Source organism: Thalassovita gelatinovora, from assembly GCF_001458355.1.
Lineage (GTDB): Bacteria > Pseudomonadota > Alphaproteobacteria > Rhodobacterales > Rhodobacteraceae > Thalassobius > Thalassobius gelatinovorus.
The window spans coordinates 152503-166823 of the sequence record NZ_CYSA01000015.1 but is presented as its reverse complement, the minus strand read 5'-3'; the positions used below and the strand labels follow the sequence as shown (position 1 = coordinate 166823).

The 14321-nt window shown below is 60.5% G+C and carries 14 protein-coding genes; 3 read left to right on the top strand and 11 right to left on the bottom strand.

Features of this window, described 5'->3' with window-relative positions; translation table 11 throughout:
- Positions 1–56: 56 nt before the first annotated feature.
- A complete protein-coding gene (locus tag TG4357_RS05615; RefSeq protein ID WP_058261887.1) occupies positions 57–1217 on the top strand; it encodes a cytochrome P450 in 1161 nt (386 codons plus the stop codon).
- A gap of 4 nt (positions 1218–1221) precedes the next feature.
- Here TG4357_RS05615 and ptsP read toward each other — a convergent pair whose 3' ends face one another.
- Together ptsP and TG4357_RS05605 are read right to left on the bottom strand one after the other, a co-directional pair.
- The gene (ptsP, locus tag TG4357_RS05610) at positions 1222–3465 is read right to left on the bottom strand and encodes a phosphoenolpyruvate--protein phosphotransferase (RefSeq protein ID WP_058261886.1); all 2244 of its coding nucleotides are present in this window, start codon (positions 3463–3465) and stop codon (positions 1222–1224) included.
- A gap of 68 nt (positions 3466–3533) precedes the next feature.
- Positions 3534–4772 carry an aspartate kinase gene (locus TG4357_RS05605; RefSeq protein ID WP_058261885.1) on the bottom strand — a complete coding sequence of 413 codons (1239 nt, stop codon included), beginning with the start codon at positions 4770–4772 and terminating at the stop codon, positions 3534–3536.
- Between the two features lie 274 nt (positions 4773–5046).
- On the opposite strand from TG4357_RS05605, the gene TG4357_RS05600 reads away from it, so the two are divergent.
- Positions 5047–5583, top strand: coding sequence for a flavodoxin domain-containing protein (locus TG4357_RS05600; RefSeq protein WP_058261884.1), 537 nt, complete (start codon positions 5047–5049; stop codon positions 5581–5583).
- Between the two features lie 63 nt (positions 5584–5646).
- Here the strand turns inward: TG4357_RS05600 and TG4357_RS05595 are convergent, their stop codons facing one another.
- The 8 genes from TG4357_RS05595 to TG4357_RS05560 form a co-directional block, all read right to left on the bottom strand.
- Positions 5647–6153, bottom strand: a complete 507-nt coding sequence (locus tag TG4357_RS05595) for a P-loop nucleotide/nucleoside kinase family protein (RefSeq protein WP_199484627.1) — start codon at positions 6151–6153, stop codon at positions 5647–5649.
- A complete protein-coding gene (locus TG4357_RS05590; RefSeq protein ID WP_058261883.1) occupies positions 6150–6794 on the bottom strand; it encodes an SDR family NAD(P)-dependent oxidoreductase in 645 nt (214 codons plus the stop codon). Before TG4357_RS05590 ends, TG4357_RS05595 begins: the two co-directional genes overlap by 4 nt.
- 21 nt (positions 6795–6815) lie before the next feature.
- The gene (locus TG4357_RS05585; protein ID WP_058261882.1) at positions 6816–7286 is read right to left on the bottom strand and encodes a DUF1178 family protein; all 471 of its coding nucleotides are present in this window, start codon (positions 7284–7286) and stop codon (positions 6816–6818) included.
- A 185-nt stretch (positions 7287–7471) separates the two neighbouring features.
- Positions 7472–8602 carry an SPFH domain-containing protein gene (locus tag TG4357_RS05580; protein ID WP_058261881.1) on the bottom strand — a complete coding sequence of 377 codons (1131 nt, stop codon included), beginning with the start codon at positions 8600–8602 and terminating at the stop codon, positions 7472–7474.
- Between the two features lie 75 nt (positions 8603–8677).
- Positions 8678–9634 carry a DUF2927 domain-containing protein gene (locus TG4357_RS05575; protein WP_058261880.1) on the bottom strand — a complete coding sequence of 319 codons (957 nt, stop codon included), beginning with the start codon at positions 9632–9634 and terminating at the stop codon, positions 8678–8680.
- Between the two features lie 7 nt (positions 9635–9641).
- A complete protein-coding gene (locus tag TG4357_RS05570; protein ID WP_058261879.1) occupies positions 9642–10841 on the bottom strand; it encodes a toxic anion resistance protein in 1200 nt (399 codons plus the stop codon).
- A 33-nt stretch (positions 10842–10874) separates the two neighbouring features.
- On the bottom strand, positions 10875–11756 hold the full coding sequence (locus TG4357_RS05565) for a 5-bromo-4-chloroindolyl phosphate hydrolysis family protein (protein WP_058261878.1): 882 nt from the start codon (positions 11754–11756) through the stop codon (positions 10875–10877).
- A 252-nt stretch (positions 11757–12008) separates the two neighbouring features.
- Positions 12009–13034, bottom strand: coding sequence for a pseudouridine synthase (locus tag TG4357_RS05560; RefSeq protein ID WP_058261877.1), 1026 nt, complete (start codon positions 13032–13034; stop codon positions 12009–12011).
- An 85-nt stretch (positions 13035–13119) separates the two neighbouring features.
- Here TG4357_RS05560 and TG4357_RS05555 point away from each other — a divergent pair, with 85 nt between their 5' ends.
- A complete protein-coding gene (locus TG4357_RS05555) occupies positions 13120–13569 on the top strand; it encodes a nucleoside deaminase (protein WP_058261876.1) in 450 nt (149 codons plus the stop codon).
- Between the two features lie 9 nt (positions 13570–13578).
- Here TG4357_RS05555 and TG4357_RS05550 read toward each other — a convergent pair whose 3' ends face one another.
- Positions 13579–14271 (bottom strand): metal-dependent hydrolase, encoded by a 693-nt coding sequence (locus TG4357_RS05550; RefSeq protein ID WP_058261875.1) that lies wholly within the window; start codon positions 14269–14271, stop codon positions 13579–13581.
- Positions 14272–14321: the final 50 nt, after the last annotated feature.

The window sequence follows — 14321 nt, the reverse complement described above, 5'->3', positions numbered from 1 at the left end:
AAAACGCTGGACCTTGCCGAACGCCTGTTCCACTCTTTCGGCTGGGAGGAAGCCGTATGTCTAATGCACCAGTTTACGATATCGATCCCGCCACGTTCTGGGCCGACCCCTATCCGGATCTGGCGCGGATGCGGGCGCAAACGCCGGTTTGTTTCGTGCCACAGTTGGGGGCCACGCTGATCACCCGGCGCGACGACATCTTTGTGAATGAAAAAAACGTCGATGTGTTTTCGTCGGATCAGCCGCAGGGTCTGATGACCGTGCTGATGGGGCAGAACATGATGCGCAAGGATGGCGACGATCACATGCACGAACGCCGCGCGATTTTCCCCACCGTATCGCCGAAGACGGTGAAAAATGTCTGGAAAGCCCAATTCGAAGCGGCCACCGCGCGGGCGTTGGATCGTCTGGCGGGGCAGGATCGGGCCGATCTGGTCAAGGATTTCGCGATGGAGGTCAGCGCCGAGGCGCTGAAATCGATCACCGGGCTGACCAATATGGATTGGCGCGAAATGGACCGGGTCAGCCAAGGCATGATCGATGGCTGTTCCAATTACGCGGGCGACCCGGCGGTAACGGCCCATTGCGACGATTGCACCGCCTCGATCGACCGCCATATCAGCGAACGGATGGGGGCGCTGCGCTCCGATCCCGATCTATCCCTGATCGCGGTTCAGACGCAGGCGGGACTGGACGAGGCGCAGATGCGCGCCAATGTGAAACTGGCGATTTCGGGTGGTCAGAACGAACCACGCGACGCCATCGCCGGGGCCGCTTGGGCGCTGTTGACCCATCCGCAATGGTTGCGGGCCGCGCGGGCGGGGGATATCAGTTGGTTGCAGGTGTTCGAAGAATACGCCCGCTGGATCAGCCCGATCGGCATGTCGCCGCGCCGCATTGCGCGGGATCATGACCTGAACGGGATCGCGCTGAAGGCCGAGGATCGGCTGTTTTTCATGTTCGGGTCGGGAAACCGCGATGAAACCGTGTTTGCCCGCCCCGATATTTTCGACCCATCGCAGGATATCGCCCCGGCGATTTCCTTTGGTGCCGGGCCGCATTTCTGTGCCGGGGCCTGGGCATCACGCTGTTTGATTGCCGAAGTTGCTTTGCCGATGCTGTTCGAGCGCTTCACGGATATTGCGCTGGTGGGCGACGCACCGTTTGGCGGCTGGGCTTTCCGCGGGCCGCTATCGGTGCCGGTTCGGTTGCGGTAATCGATCAGGACTGTTTACGCAGATAATCCATCACTGCCGGGCGTACCGACTGATCGCCGTTCAGGCTGGCAGTTTCGATCACCTGGCGCAGCCCGTCCAGATCGATGCCGCGCAGGATGTTCTTGACCGGACCGATAGAAGCCGGGCGCATCGACAAGCTGCGTATCCCCATTGCCGCCAGACAGGCCGCTTCGACCGGGCGACCGGCATCTTCACCGCAAAAGCTGAGCGCGGTGTTCGACGCGGCGCAGCGTTTCACGATGCCTTCGAGGAATGTCAAGAAACTGACATTCAGGGTATCGTAGCGTCGGCGCACCCGTTCATTTTCGCGGTCGGCGGCAAAAAAGAACTGTTTCAGGTCATTGCCGCCAATCGACAGGAAATCGACGTCTTGATAGAATTGATCCGGTGCAAAGGCCAGTGAGGGCGTTTCCAGCATCGCCCCGACTTCAAGATGTTCGGGGACCGAATGACCAAGAATGCGTTCGCGTTCCAGCGCCTTTTCCATTTCCCATTTCGCGGCTTTGAATTCTTCATATTGCGCGACAAAGGGGAACATGATCGACATCGGACGACCCTTGGAGGCCCGCAGCAACGCCTGCAACTGCATTCTCAGCACACCCGGCTTGTCCAGACCAACCCGGATGGCACGCCAGCCAAGCGCCGGGTTGGGTTCGTCATTCGGCTTCATATAGGGCAGCACCTTGTCCGACCCGATATCGAGCGTGCGAAACACCACCCGCTTGTCTTGGGCGGCGTCCAGCACCCGCGAATAGATCGCCGACAGTTCCGACCGTTTCGGCATCTTGTTGCGCACCAGGAATTGCAGTTCGGTGCGAAACAGCCCGACGCCTTCGGCACCGGAATCCTGCAAGGAAGGCAGATCGGCCATCAACCCGGCATTCATCAACAAAGAGATCGTTTTGCCGCATTTGGTGGTGGCGGGTTTTTCCCGGATCGAGGCGTAGCGTTCCTGTGCCTTGGCCTGCATCGCGATTTTATCGCGAAACGCGGCGACGACGGTATCATCGGGGCGCAGATGCACGACGCCCTGATCGCCATCGACCATGATATGGTTGCCATTGAGCGCCTCGGTGATGATCCGTCCGGCATGAATCACCAACGGAATTGCCAGCGCCCGCGCCACGATGGCCGCATGCGATCCGACCGACCCTTCTTCCAGCACGATCCCCTTCAGCGATCGGCCATAATCCAGCAGTTCAGCCGGGCCGATATTGCGGGCGATCAGAATCGGATCGGGTGGCAATTCCGCACCGGTATCGGAACCTTGCCCGGTCAGGATGCGCAACAGCCGGTTCGACAGGTCGTCCAGATCGTGCAGCCGGTCGCGCAGATAGGCATCGTTGACCTGACTTAACCGCGCCCGTGCGGTTGATTGTTCTTTTTCCACCGCCGCTTCGGCAGACAGCCCGCGGCTGATGTCTTCTTGCATCCGCAGCATCCAGCCCTTGGAATTGGCGAACATGCGGTAGGCTTCAAGCACCTGAACCTGTTCGGCATCTCCGCCGGATGCCCCGGCCAGCATCTGATCGACGCTGATTCGTAGTGTATCCACCGCTTCGTGCAGGCGGGTGAGTTCCTTATGCGGATCTTCGGCGATCGGGTTGGTCACCACCACGCGCGGTTCGTGCAGCCAGACATGACCTTCGGCAGCACCTTCCTGTCCCGAGGTGCCCCGGATCAGAACCGGCTGCTGGTGGCGTGCCGAAAGGGCGGCCCCTTCGCCGGTGAAGGCGCCCAGTTCGGTCATTTCGGCCAGAACCATGGCGACGACTTCCAGTGCATAGACTTCGTCGGCGGAAAATTCGCGCGCCTGTTTCGACTGCACCACCAACACGCCCAGTTTTTCGCCCAGCCGCTGGATCGGCACGCCAAGGAAGGAGGAATAGAGTTCTTCGCCGGTTTCCGGCATATAGCGGAACCCCTTGGCCGACGGCGCATCGGCGGCGTTGACCACGGCCCCGGCTTTGGCGACCCGACCGACCAGACCTTCGCCCATGCGCATCCGGGTTTGGTGGACGGCTTCGGGTTTCAGACCTTCGGTGGCGCAAAGTTCCAGCGTTTCAGAATCGCGGAACAGGTAGACCGAACACACTTCGGTGCCCATGGAATCGGCGATCAGATGGGTGATTTCATCCAGCCGCGCCTGACCGGCGCTGTCGCCGGCCATCGCATTACGCAGCCGGCGCAGCAGTTTGCGGCTTTCGCTTTCGGTCCCGTCGGTCATGCACGATTAACCCGTTTTGGTATCGGCCGTTCGCAAAGAACACTGGCCCATCGGGCAAGCGTATCGTTTCAGGCCGTTTTTTCCAGTTCAAACGCATCATGCAGCGACTGGACGGCAAGTTCCAAGTATTTCCGATCAATCAGGACGGAAATTTTTATCTCGGAAGTTGCAATCACCTTTATGTTGATGCCCTCATCCGAGAGTGTCTTGAACATTTTGGCGGCAACGCCGGATTGCGACCGCATCCCGATTCCGACCGCCGAGACCTTGCAGACATCGGTATCGGCGATCAAATCGTGGAAATTGATATCGCCTTTTTCCTTGGCACCGTTGAGCGCCTTTTGCGCCCGAAGCACCTGATCGATCGGGCACGAAAAGGTCATGTCGGTACGACCTTCTTCGGAAATGTTCTGAATGATCATATCCACGTTCACCCCCGCTTCGGACAATGGTCCGAAAATTGCGGCGGCGATGCCGGGACGGTCAGCGACCGAGATGAGGGTCATCTTGGCTTCGTCACGCGAATAGGCGATTCCGGATACTGGGCGGTTTTCCATAGTGTCTTCCTCGTCGCAGACAAGCGTCCCTGCTTCGTCTGACGGTTCTTCGAACGAACTGAGCACGCGCAGTTTGACCTTGTAGCGCATTGCCAATTCGACCGAACGGGTTTGCAGGACCTTCGCACCAAGCGAAGCCAGTTCGAGCATTTCTTCAAAGGAAATCTTATGCAGTTTGCGGGCCTTCTGACTGATCCGCGGGTCGGTGGTATAAACGCCATCCACATCGGTGTAGATGTCACAGCGGTCCGCATCGAACGCGGCGGCAAAGGCCACGGCGGTGGTGTCCGATCCGCCCCGGCCCAACGTGGTGATCCGGCCTTCGGGGCTGATACCCTGAAATCCGGCGACAACGGCAACCTTCATGCCTTCGGCAAATTTGCTGGAAATGTTTTCCGGCGGGATGTCTTCGATCCGGGCATTGGCATGGGCCGCAGTGGTTTTCACCGGCACCTGCCAGCCCTGCCAGCTGCGCGCAGGCACGCCCATTTCCTGCAAGGTCAGCGCCATCAGTCCGGCGGTGACGTTTTCGCCGGAACTGACCACCGCATCGTATTCGCGCGCATCGTAAAGCGGCGAGGTTTCGTTGACCCAGCCGACCAGTTCGTTGGTTTTTCCGGACATGGCCGAAACGATGACGATCACGTCATAGCCCTTGGCCACTTCCAGCCCCACCCGTTTGGCGGCGCGTTTGATCCGGTCGAGCGTGGCGACGGAGGTGCCGCCGAATTTCATCACGAGAACGGGCATGGTCGGTCCTTGGTCCCTATAATCGGGGCGGGTTTAGTGAAAGGCCGGGTCGAGGGCAAGGGAATTAGCGCAGGGCAGGGGAGACCGGGGGCTGCGATTTGATTGCGAAATGAAGGAACAATTCCGCCAGTCGTTTTCTGTCTACATTGACCGGCATCAAGGACGGTGTGGCTGTTTTAACGCATATCAGGGGCCGGGCAGGCGGAGAGCGTCGATGCCGATTCGTACGGTCCCATCAGTCGCAGAAACGTGATGCAATATCAGGGGGAAGGCCATGAAACTACTGATCGTCTATGCGTCCAGCGAAGGGCAGACACGCAAGATCGCGCGCACGATCATGGATCGTATCGCCGATTCCGGACAGTCGGTCGAACTGTTGCCGGTATCCGACGCGGTTGGTACGGATTTCAGCCGCTTCGACCGGATGATCATCGCCGCGCCGATCCATGCCGGGCATTATCCGCGGGCGTTGGTGGATTTCCTGTCCCAAGAGGCCGAAAACCTGCGCACCCTGCCGACGCTGTTTCTGTCTGTGTCGCTTGCCGCTGCGGGGCATGACGCCGAGGAATGGCGGGATCTGGATCACATCGAAGCCGATTTCTGTGCGGCGACAGGATGGCATCCGGGCCGGGTCGAACAGATCGCAGGAGCCTATAAACCGTCGCAATATGACGTATTCCGGCGCTACATCATGCGCCGTATTCTTGCCGCCAAGGACCCGGGGGCCGATCTGGACGCCGATAAGGAATACACCGACTGGCCTGCACTTGCGGCGCTGGTCGATGATTGGTTGGCCGCAGCCGATCAATAGGACCAGCGAGACCTGTTCTTTGGGCTGAATTCTGTCCGCCTGTGGCCGCTTTGCGCCGGGACATTATTCCAGCGCTGCGACAATCGCCTCTACCGCTTGGTCGGGCGACAATTGCGCGGTGTCGATCCGCAAATCGGCCTCGGCCCAGGGATGATATTCACGGCTCAGCACGCCTTGCCAATCGGGGAGGTCCAACCCGGTGATATCGGGGCGGCGGTTCTGCACCCGGTGGCGGTGTTTGTCATCATCCGAACAGACGACTTCCACACGCAGTTGCGGCACTTCGGCGGCAGCTGCGATGGCGCTCCAGATGTCGCGGGTCAGCGCAACAGGATTGACGCTGTCGGCGATCACGTAGTGGCCGGCGACCAAGTTGCTTTCGGCGACGGCGGCGGCGATTTTATAGCCATCCGCGCCCAGGTCATCACGTTCGGGTTGGGTTTCGCGCAGACATTGTTCGATCACGTCGATCCTCAGCCACACCGCAGGCAGGCGCGGGGCCAGATGCCGGGCGATGGTGCTTTTGCCGGTACCGGGAAGCCCCGCGAAGGTGATCAGGCTTGGGTTCAAAACGCGTGGTCCTGACCATCCCAAGTGCGAAAACACCCGCTGCTGTCGGGGCCCAGTTCATCAAACCGTGCCATCAGGCCGCCTGCGGCCTGATCGACCGTGATATCGGCCGATTGCCCGCCCATATCGGTCTGCACCCAACCCGGATGATAGATGCCCACGGCAATATCGAACCCTTTCAGATCCACGGCCAAGTTGCGGCCAAGGTTCAGTGCCGCCGCTTTGGAGGCACGGTAGATATAGCTGCCCCCCGGTGCGCGGGTCTGCGACGCCATCTGCGACGAAATGATCGCGATCTTGGCACTATTGCTGGCCTGAAGATTGGGCAGCAGGGACTGGACCGTCAGAAACACGCCGGTGACATTCGTGGCAAAGCTTTTGGCCCACATGTCCGGCGGATAGCCATCGGCCAGTGATTGGCCCTTGTCCAGATAAACCCCGGCATTGCAGATCAGCAAATCCACCGGTTTGCCATCCAGCGCCTTTGCCAGAGGGGCGAATTGATCCGGCTGGGTCACGTCAAGCGGCACGAAGCCGTCGCCGGACCGCGCGGTGCCGGTCACATCGTCGCCGCGATCTTGATAGCCGCGATACAGGCTGTTCCCGATTCCCCGGTTGGCACCGGTGATTACAATATGCATTTTAGCACCTCTTGGCTGGGGTCAGTTTGTTTTGCGACCGGGAACGAAATTCAACGGGATCACCGGCACCCCGTCATCGATCAGCTGTTTGGCTTCGTCGACCCGCGCTTCGCCATAGATCGCCCGTTCCGGCGCGTCGCCGCTATGCATGGCGCGGGCTTCGCGGACGAACTTGTTGCCGACATATTCGGAATTCTGTTCGATCTTGCGCTTCATTTCGGCAAGCGCTTGTTCGGCCGGGCTGGCTGGTGCGCTGAGGCTGGGACCAGGGGTGGCGTCGGGCGCGGGGGCGGAAGGGGCATCAGGCTGGGCGCTTGGGCTATTGCGGCTGGGGCGGACGCGTGGGGCCATGATGGCTTTTTCCACATCGCTCGAGCCGCAGACGGCACAAGTGATCATCCCGGCAGATTTAAGCTTGTCAAAGGCTTCGGCCGATTGGAACCAGCTGTCGAACCGGTGTTCTTGTGCGCATTTCAATGAATATTGAATCATGAAGTTTTTCCATGCCTCCGGCACTGTATTAAATAGCAGGAAGTCGTGTCAGTTCAATCCCGGTTCCGGTTCGCTGTTGCGGGCTGCGTGACATCGCCCACCCGCAACAGCGGTTCATATCCCGTGCCAACTGCCCCGGGAAACCGGCAATAGGGCCGGTCTTTGGTCACCCGACGGGCGCGGTTTTACGCGCCGGGTGGCGGCGGCGGCAAGATGGTGAAAAGCTGCGCCAACTCGATCACGTCAGCGGCTTTTTTCCAGCCGTCCTGCCCGGCGGTCCAGACATAGCTGTCGCGGGTGAGATCGCCCGCGCTGGCCATCCGACCCATCGATGCCTTGGAAAACGGCCCCTTGGTTTCGCCATTTTCGGCGATATGCCAGACATGTTCGACCGGCGGCGGCGGTGGGGCGATAATGGCTTGCGGGGCAGGTTGCGGTGCTGCGGTTTGTGGGCGTGGTCCCCAAGGGCCCTGGCCCGCCATCTGCTGTGCCATCGCCATGCCCATTCCCATGCCCAGCCCGGCACCCATGTTGGAACCGGGGTTTTGCGCCGCAGCAGTCATGGCTTCGGCAGCGGAATATTGGGTGAATTTGCCCAGATCGCCCGCCAACCCCATCGAGGTCCGCTTGTCCAGCGCGTCTTCAACCGCCGGTGGCAGGCTGATATTTTCGATATAAAGTTCGGGCATCGTCAGGCCGTATTCGGCCAACGTGCCGCTGATTTCCGCCGCGATCAGCTTGCCCAGATCGGCGGTATTGGCGGCCATGTCCAGCACCGGAATGCCCGAGGACGCCACCACGCGGGAAAATTCCTGCACGATGATGTTGCGGATCTGATAGCTGATTTCATCCATGGTGAATTCACCATCGGTGCCAACGATTTCGGTCAGGAACCGGGCCGGGTCGGTGACCCGCGCCGAATAGGTGCCAAAGGCGCGAATCCGCACCGGGCCGAATTCCGGGTCACGGCAGATGATCGGGTTCTTGGTGCCCCATTTCAGGTCGTTGAACCGGGTGGTGTTGACGAAATAGATTTCCGACTTGAACGGCGACTGGAACCCGTGATCCCAATGCTGCAACGTCGTCAGGATCGGCATGTTGTTGGTTTCCAGCATGTAAAGGCCGGGGGTGAACACATCGGCCAACTGGCCTTCGTGGACGAATACCGCCGCCTGACCTTCGCGCACGGTCAGCTTGGCACCGTATTTGATTTCGTGCCCTTCGCGTGCAAACCGCCACACCATCGTGTCGCGGGTATCGTCGACCCAGTGAATGACATCGATGAATTCGCCGGTGAGAAAATCGAAAATGCCCATGGAAACCTCCTTCATGCGCGCAGGGCGACTATAGCCGCCTGCAAAATCGTTTCTAGACCCTGTGGGCCTGTTTGTTCAGCTTCTGCCGCCGGTCAGGTCCTCTGCGATCTGGCGGATGATCGGCCGGGCCTGGCGCAGCGTCATGCCGGGGCGCAGGCGCGGATCGTAGAGTATTTTCAGCAGCATTTCGTCATGCGTGGTCAGCAACGCGAATTCGTCGTCATCGTTGAAAATCGACGGCCGCGCATGGGGACTGTCATTGGCCAGGCCCAGCCCCTGCGCCAGTTCTTCGTGAATGCAGGATTTGCGCAGCAGATCGGGATGTTCGGCCCGTACCAGCGCGATTGCCTGACGGTAATCGCTGTCATTTCCGGTGGCCGAAAACGCGATCACCAGACAATGGATCGAACGCGGGATATCGCGCAGAATCTGCATCGAGGCAGGATTGATATTGGGCACGATCTGTTGCACCCGGGTCAGCATCTGGGCGCGGTCGTCTTCGCCCATGAATAACACGTGGAAATTGGCCTTGCTGCCCATCACCGATACCGGATGACCGGTGACCCGGGACAACCGGGCGGCATAGACCTGAACATTGGACCGGTCGGAAACACGCTGTGCCTGCGGCACCGAGGCCCCGAATTCGACACCAAACCGGACAGGGATGCTCCAGCGGCGCAGAAAACCCGGCCCGCTATGAGCATTGCGCAGCCCGGCGCCGCGTTCGTATTCGTCGTAAAACGCGATGGTTTCGAAATTGCGGGCCAGATCGGTGGCGGTAAACGGCGTGTCCGGTCCGCCACCATCGGTTCGCAGCAGCCCCTGCGCCAGAAGATCGGCCTGCACCTTGCTGAAATAGGCCGCCAATTCGCGGCTGCGGCCCGAAGCATCCGCAGGATCGGGCCGGGCCAGACCCGCCGGGCGGGCCTGTGGCGGCAGGCTTGACCGCGGCCCCCCCAAAGGGGTGCAGGCGGCGGCCAGCAGGCACAAGCCACCGGCAAGGGTCAGTCCGATTTTGCGTCGCAATGGCATTCCGATCTTAACTTGACGGCACGGCAGTGCCCGCAGTGTCGCCCAACCCGGTTTTGCGGGCCTTAGCCGATGCCAGCGTGTCGCGCAATTCTGCTTCCATTTTCTTCAACTCGTCCTCTGCGGCGGCGCGGCGCGCCTTGCCTTCGTCCGCAATCGCCAGGCTTTCATTGATGGTGGCGACCAGATCGGCATTGGCCTGCTTCACCGCTTCGATGTCAAACACGCCGCGTTCCATTTCTTCGCGGATCATCTTGTTGCTTTCGCGCAGATTGGCCGCGTTAGAGGTCAGCAATTCATTGGTCAGGTCATTGGCTTCGCGCACTGCGGCGGCGGCTTCGGAGCTGCGCTGAATGGTCAGCGCCTGGGCCAGTTGAGTTTCCCACAGCGGCACGGTGTTCACCAAGGTCGAATTGATCTTGGTGACCAGCGATTTGTCGTTTTCCTGCACCAACCGGATCGAGGGCAGCGATTGCATGGTGACCTGACGGGTCAGTTTCAGATCATGCACCCGGCGTTCCAGATCGTCGCGCGCCGCGCGCATGTCGCGCAGTTCCTGTGCTGCCATCACCTGATCGTTTTCGGGGGCGGCCTGAACCTCGGCTTCCTTGGCCGGGATCGCAGTTTCATCGAGGTCTTTCAGCTTGGCTTCGCCTGCTGCGATATACAGCGCCAGTTCGTCGTAAAAAGCCAAGGTCTTTTCATACAGCATATCCAGCGATTTGATATCTTTGAGCAGGATATGTTCGTGTTTCAGCAGGTTGTCGGTGATCTGATCGATCTGGCCCTGCACGGTTTCAAAGCGGGCGGTGAATTTGGCGAAAGGTGCGGCCCGGCCCAGCAGCTTTTCCCAAAAGCTGCGCTTGCGCCGTACATCCAGTTCGCTGATCGAAAACCCGCGAATCGTGGTGACGATGTCGCGCAGGCTGTCACCGGCGGGGCCGACATCCTTGTTGCGCACATCGCTTAGCATCGCTTGGCTGATTTCCTGCAATTCGGCCTGTGCGCCCGAACCGAACGACACGATGGAATTGGTATCCGACATATCCAATTCGTCCATCCGGGACCGGATTTCCGCCCCCAACGGCGCGTCTGCTGCGTCCAAAGCGACGACCGCTTCGGCCTTTACCGGTTCCGGCAGGATAACGGCAGTGACTTCTTCCACCATAGCCAGATCGGCTGCGGCTTTCTGCTGAATGGTTTGAGACATAGGTTTCCCCTTCGATACCAATGCATTTAGCGGCTACTCCGCTCGAATGCCTTCTCGTTTCAGCCGGTCCCGCAAGACTTCGATCTCGATATTCAGATCGCTGCGGTCATCCAGCAACATTTTTTCTGTGCGGGCGGCGAAGTTTTGCTCAAGATCGTCAAGCAATGCCATGTAATCCGTCTTGGCCTGCGCATCGCGCGACCGGCCGTAGATATCGGCGAATTTGACCGTCGCGTCGCGTGCGCCCATTAAATAGACCGACATGAATTTGCGCGCTGCGGTCAGATCGCGGGGATCTTCCTCGACGGTGCGGAACAGATCGCGGGCGGCGGTCTGAAACCGGTCCAGCCGGGCCGCCGCATCGCGGTCGCCGGCGCGTTTCATCGCGTCGGTCATAGCGGCCAGATGTTTTTCGGCTTCTTCCACGGCACGCGCCACCCGGTCGGTTTGAAAGGTATCGATGCCTTCCATGCCCTTGTCGGTCAGCGGGTCCAGCCCAAAGGCCAAGCCATGCAGCACGGTGCCGAGAACGGCGAAAATGCCCGCCTCGACCAAACCGAAGCCGGTGAATCCGGCCAAACCCAACCCCAGCCCGGTCAGGACCGATCCGATCATTTTGCGCGGCAAGGCCGGACGCCGGGCGATTTTGCGCGCCTCATAGCTTTCTTGCGCCAACAGGCCTTCGCGGGTCAGCCATGCGGCCAGAATCATCAGGCCAAGCGCGCCCAGATATTGCGCCATCGTCACCGGGTCCGAGGTGAAGGCTTTCCAGATCAGCGGCAGCGGGGTGAGGAACAGCAGGTTGACCCGGCCCCCGGCGCGGGTGCGTTTTGCGTCGCGATAGGCCCCCGGCGCGGTGGTGGAATCGGTGCTTTTCCCATCGGGGCTGAATTTGCCGCCATACCGTTGGGCCATCACATGCCACCTGCGATGGTCACGTAGAGCGTCAGGAACACAAGCAGAATAAAAGCCAGTTTTTGTAATCCGGTGCCAGACATGCAGCGCCTCGCGTAAAAAAGAACAGGTCATGCAAAGGGTAAGCGGGGCGGGGCGCATTTGCTAGGGGGAAGATTGCAGCAAAGATGTCACGCCGGGATGACGCTAGGGCAGGCGAATAATCTGCCCCGGCGCGGGCCCGGTGGTTTTGGTCCGCACCGGACCGTTGGTTTAGCGTTTCGGCGACCCGCCGCCGGGTTTCCTGCCCTTTGAGGCGTTTGGTTTGCGCTGGCCCGGCTTTTTGCCGCGCTCCGCGCCGGGGCGGCCACCTGCATCGGGCCAGTCCCCCGCACGGGGTTTGCCGCCCGCGCCGGGTTTGCCGCCCGCACCGGGCCGACCACGCAGGCCGGGCTTTTTGCTTGTGCCGGGCTTGCCGCTATCGGTTCGTTTTTCGGCTCCACCGCGCTTGATTTGCGGGCCACGCCCGCGCGGTTGCTGGGGGTGTTGCGGCTGTTCCGGTTCCGCCGGGTCCAGACCCAATTGATCGCGCAGCACCTTGCGGCGCAATTCTTCGACCGCACCCTGTTTCAGTTGACCAAGCTGGAACGGCCCGTAAGACACCCGGATCAGCCGGTTCACCACCAACCCGACGGCTTCCATCGCGCGGCGGATTTCGCGGTTCTTGCCTTCGCGCAGTCCCACGGTCAGCCAGGCATTGGCACCTTGCTGCCGGTCGAAACTGACGATCATCGGCTGGAATCTTTCGCCTTCGACATTGAGCCCCTTACGCAGCGGTTCCAAGATTTCGTCCCGCACGTTGCCCTTGACCCGGACCCGGTATTTGCGCAGCCAGCCGGTCGAGGGCAGTTCCAGCTTGCGCTTGAGTTCCCCGTCATTGGTCAGCAGCAGCAGACCTTCGGAATTCAGGTCAAGCCGTCCGACGCTCATCACCCGGGGCAGGTCTTCGGGCAGTTTGTCATAAATCGTCGACCGGCCCTGTTCGTCCTTGTGGCTGGTCACCAACCCGGTCGGTTTGTGATACAGCCAAAGGCGCGCCGGTTCCGGTGCATCAAGCGGTTTGCCGTTCACCTCCACCTTGTCCTTTGGGGTGACGTTCAGCGCCGGGCTGTCGATCTGTTTGCCATTCACCGTTACCCGACCGTCCGCGATCAGCTTCTCGGCTTCGCGCCGGCTGGCCACCCCGGCGCGGGCGATGACCTTGGCGATGCGTTCTCCTGCGGGGGGCGTGTCGGACATGGGCGAACCTTTTCGGAATGCGAAGGCCGAGGCTTAGCGCAAAATTCGCCATTGCGAAAGCACCGATCGCGGGGCAAGGAAGGGTATGGTTTTTCGCAGTTTCATGGATATCGCGCTGGACGAGGCGCGCGCCGCGGCCGGTCGTGGCGAAGTGCCGGTCGGCGCGGTGCTGGTTTCGCCTGACGGGACGGTGGTGGCACGGGCGGGCAATCGCACGCGCGAATTGAACGATCCCACCGCCCATGCCGAAATTCTGGTGATCCGCGCCGGTTGCGCCGCCGCAGGCAGCGAACGCTTGCCGGGGCATGATCTTTACGTGACGCTGGAACCTTGCCCGATGTGCGCCACCGCGCTTTCAGCGGCGCGGATCGCACGGCTGTATTACGGCGCGGCAGACCCCAAAAGCGGCGGCGTGGCGCATGGCCCGCGCATCTTCAGCCACAGCCAATGCCATCATGTGCCCGAAGTCTATGACGGGATCGACGCGCAGGCATCCGAGGCGCTGTTGAAGGATTTCTTTGCTGCGCGCCGGTAGGGCGACCATTCAAAGCGTGATTGGGTCCATCACCTGCGGTTCCACAACGTCGACGCCGGGCAAAGCATCGGCCAGCACCGCTGCCGATTGTTCCAAAATCGGGAAAGTGCGGTAATGGCACGGGATCACCGTCTTGAAATCAAAGAAGGTTTTCGCCGCATAGGCCGCGCGTTTCATATCCATGGTGAAATGACCGCCTGCGCAGAGGATGCCGATATCAGGCGCGTGCAGATCGTTGAAGATCTTCATATCCGCCATCACGTCGGTATCGCCGGTGAAATAAATCACATGGCCACCCCCGGCGATCATGAAACCCGATTCGGTTCCGGCATAGACCGGCCCGTTTTCGCCGCCAATCGATGAAGAATGAGACGCATTCACCATGGTGACCGCGACCTCGCCCAGACGGATCGTGCCGCCCTTGTTGAAGCCGATCACCTTGGCATCTTCGCTGGTTTCCCAGAAGCTCATCAAATCATAGATACCGACGACGGGAATATCCAATTCCCTGGAAATCGCCAAGGCGTCGGCGGAATGGTCGCCATGGCCGTGGCTTACCAGAATCGCCGTCGCGCCGCGAATGGCGTCGGCGCGGCTGGTTTCGGGAAACATCGGATTGCCGCTGAGCCAGGGATCGACCAGCAGCACCTGATCGGCGATTTCCATGCGGAATCCGGAATGGCCCAACCATGTCAGTTTCATATCTCACCTCCTGTATCGGTTTGGCGTCAACCTAACACGGGCCGCGCGAC

Excerpts from the sequence above, each read along its gene's own strand:
- TG4357_RS05615 (WP_058261887.1), top strand. The coding sequence starts at position 57 with ATGTCTAATGCACCAGTTTACGATATCGATCCCGCCACGTTCTGGGCC.
- ptsP (WP_058261886.1), bottom strand. The coding sequence starts at position 3,465 with ATGACCGACGGGACCGAAAGCGAAAGCCGCAAACTGCTGCGCCGGCTG.
- TG4357_RS05605 (WP_058261885.1), bottom strand. The coding sequence starts at position 4,772 with ATGCCCGTTCTCGTGATGAAATTCGGCGGCACCTCCGTCGCCACGCTC.
- TG4357_RS05600 (WP_058261884.1), top strand. The coding sequence starts at position 5,047 with ATGAAACTACTGATCGTCTATGCGTCCAGCGAAGGGCAGACACGCAAG.
- TG4357_RS05590 (WP_058261883.1), bottom strand. The coding sequence starts at position 6,794 with ATGCATATTGTAATCACCGGTGCCAACCGGGGAATCGGGAACAGCCTG.
- TG4357_RS05585 (WP_058261882.1), bottom strand. The coding sequence starts at position 7,286 with ATGATTCAATATTCATTGAAATGCGCACAAGAACACCGGTTCGACAGC.
- TG4357_RS05580 (WP_058261881.1), bottom strand. The coding sequence starts at position 8,602 with ATGGGCATTTTCGATTTTCTCACCGGCGAATTCATCGATGTCATTCAC.
- TG4357_RS05575 (WP_058261880.1), bottom strand. The coding sequence starts at position 9,634 with ATGCCATTGCGACGCAAAATCGGACTGACCCTTGCCGGTGGCTTGTGC.
- TG4357_RS05570 (WP_058261879.1), bottom strand. The coding sequence starts at position 10,841 with ATGTCTCAAACCATTCAGCAGAAAGCCGCAGCCGATCTGGCTATGGTG.
- TG4357_RS05565 (WP_058261878.1), bottom strand. The coding sequence starts at position 11,756 with ATGGCCCAACGGTATGGCGGCAAATTCAGCCCCGATGGGAAAAGCACC.
- TG4357_RS05560 (WP_058261877.1), bottom strand. The coding sequence starts at position 13,034 with ATGTCCGACACGCCCCCCGCAGGAGAACGCATCGCCAAGGTCATCGCC.
- TG4357_RS05555 (WP_058261876.1), top strand. The coding sequence starts at position 13,120 with ATGGTTTTTCGCAGTTTCATGGATATCGCGCTGGACGAGGCGCGCGCC.
- TG4357_RS05550 (WP_058261875.1), bottom strand. The coding sequence starts at position 14,271 with ATGAAACTGACATGGTTGGGCCATTCCGGATTCCGCATGGAAATCGCC.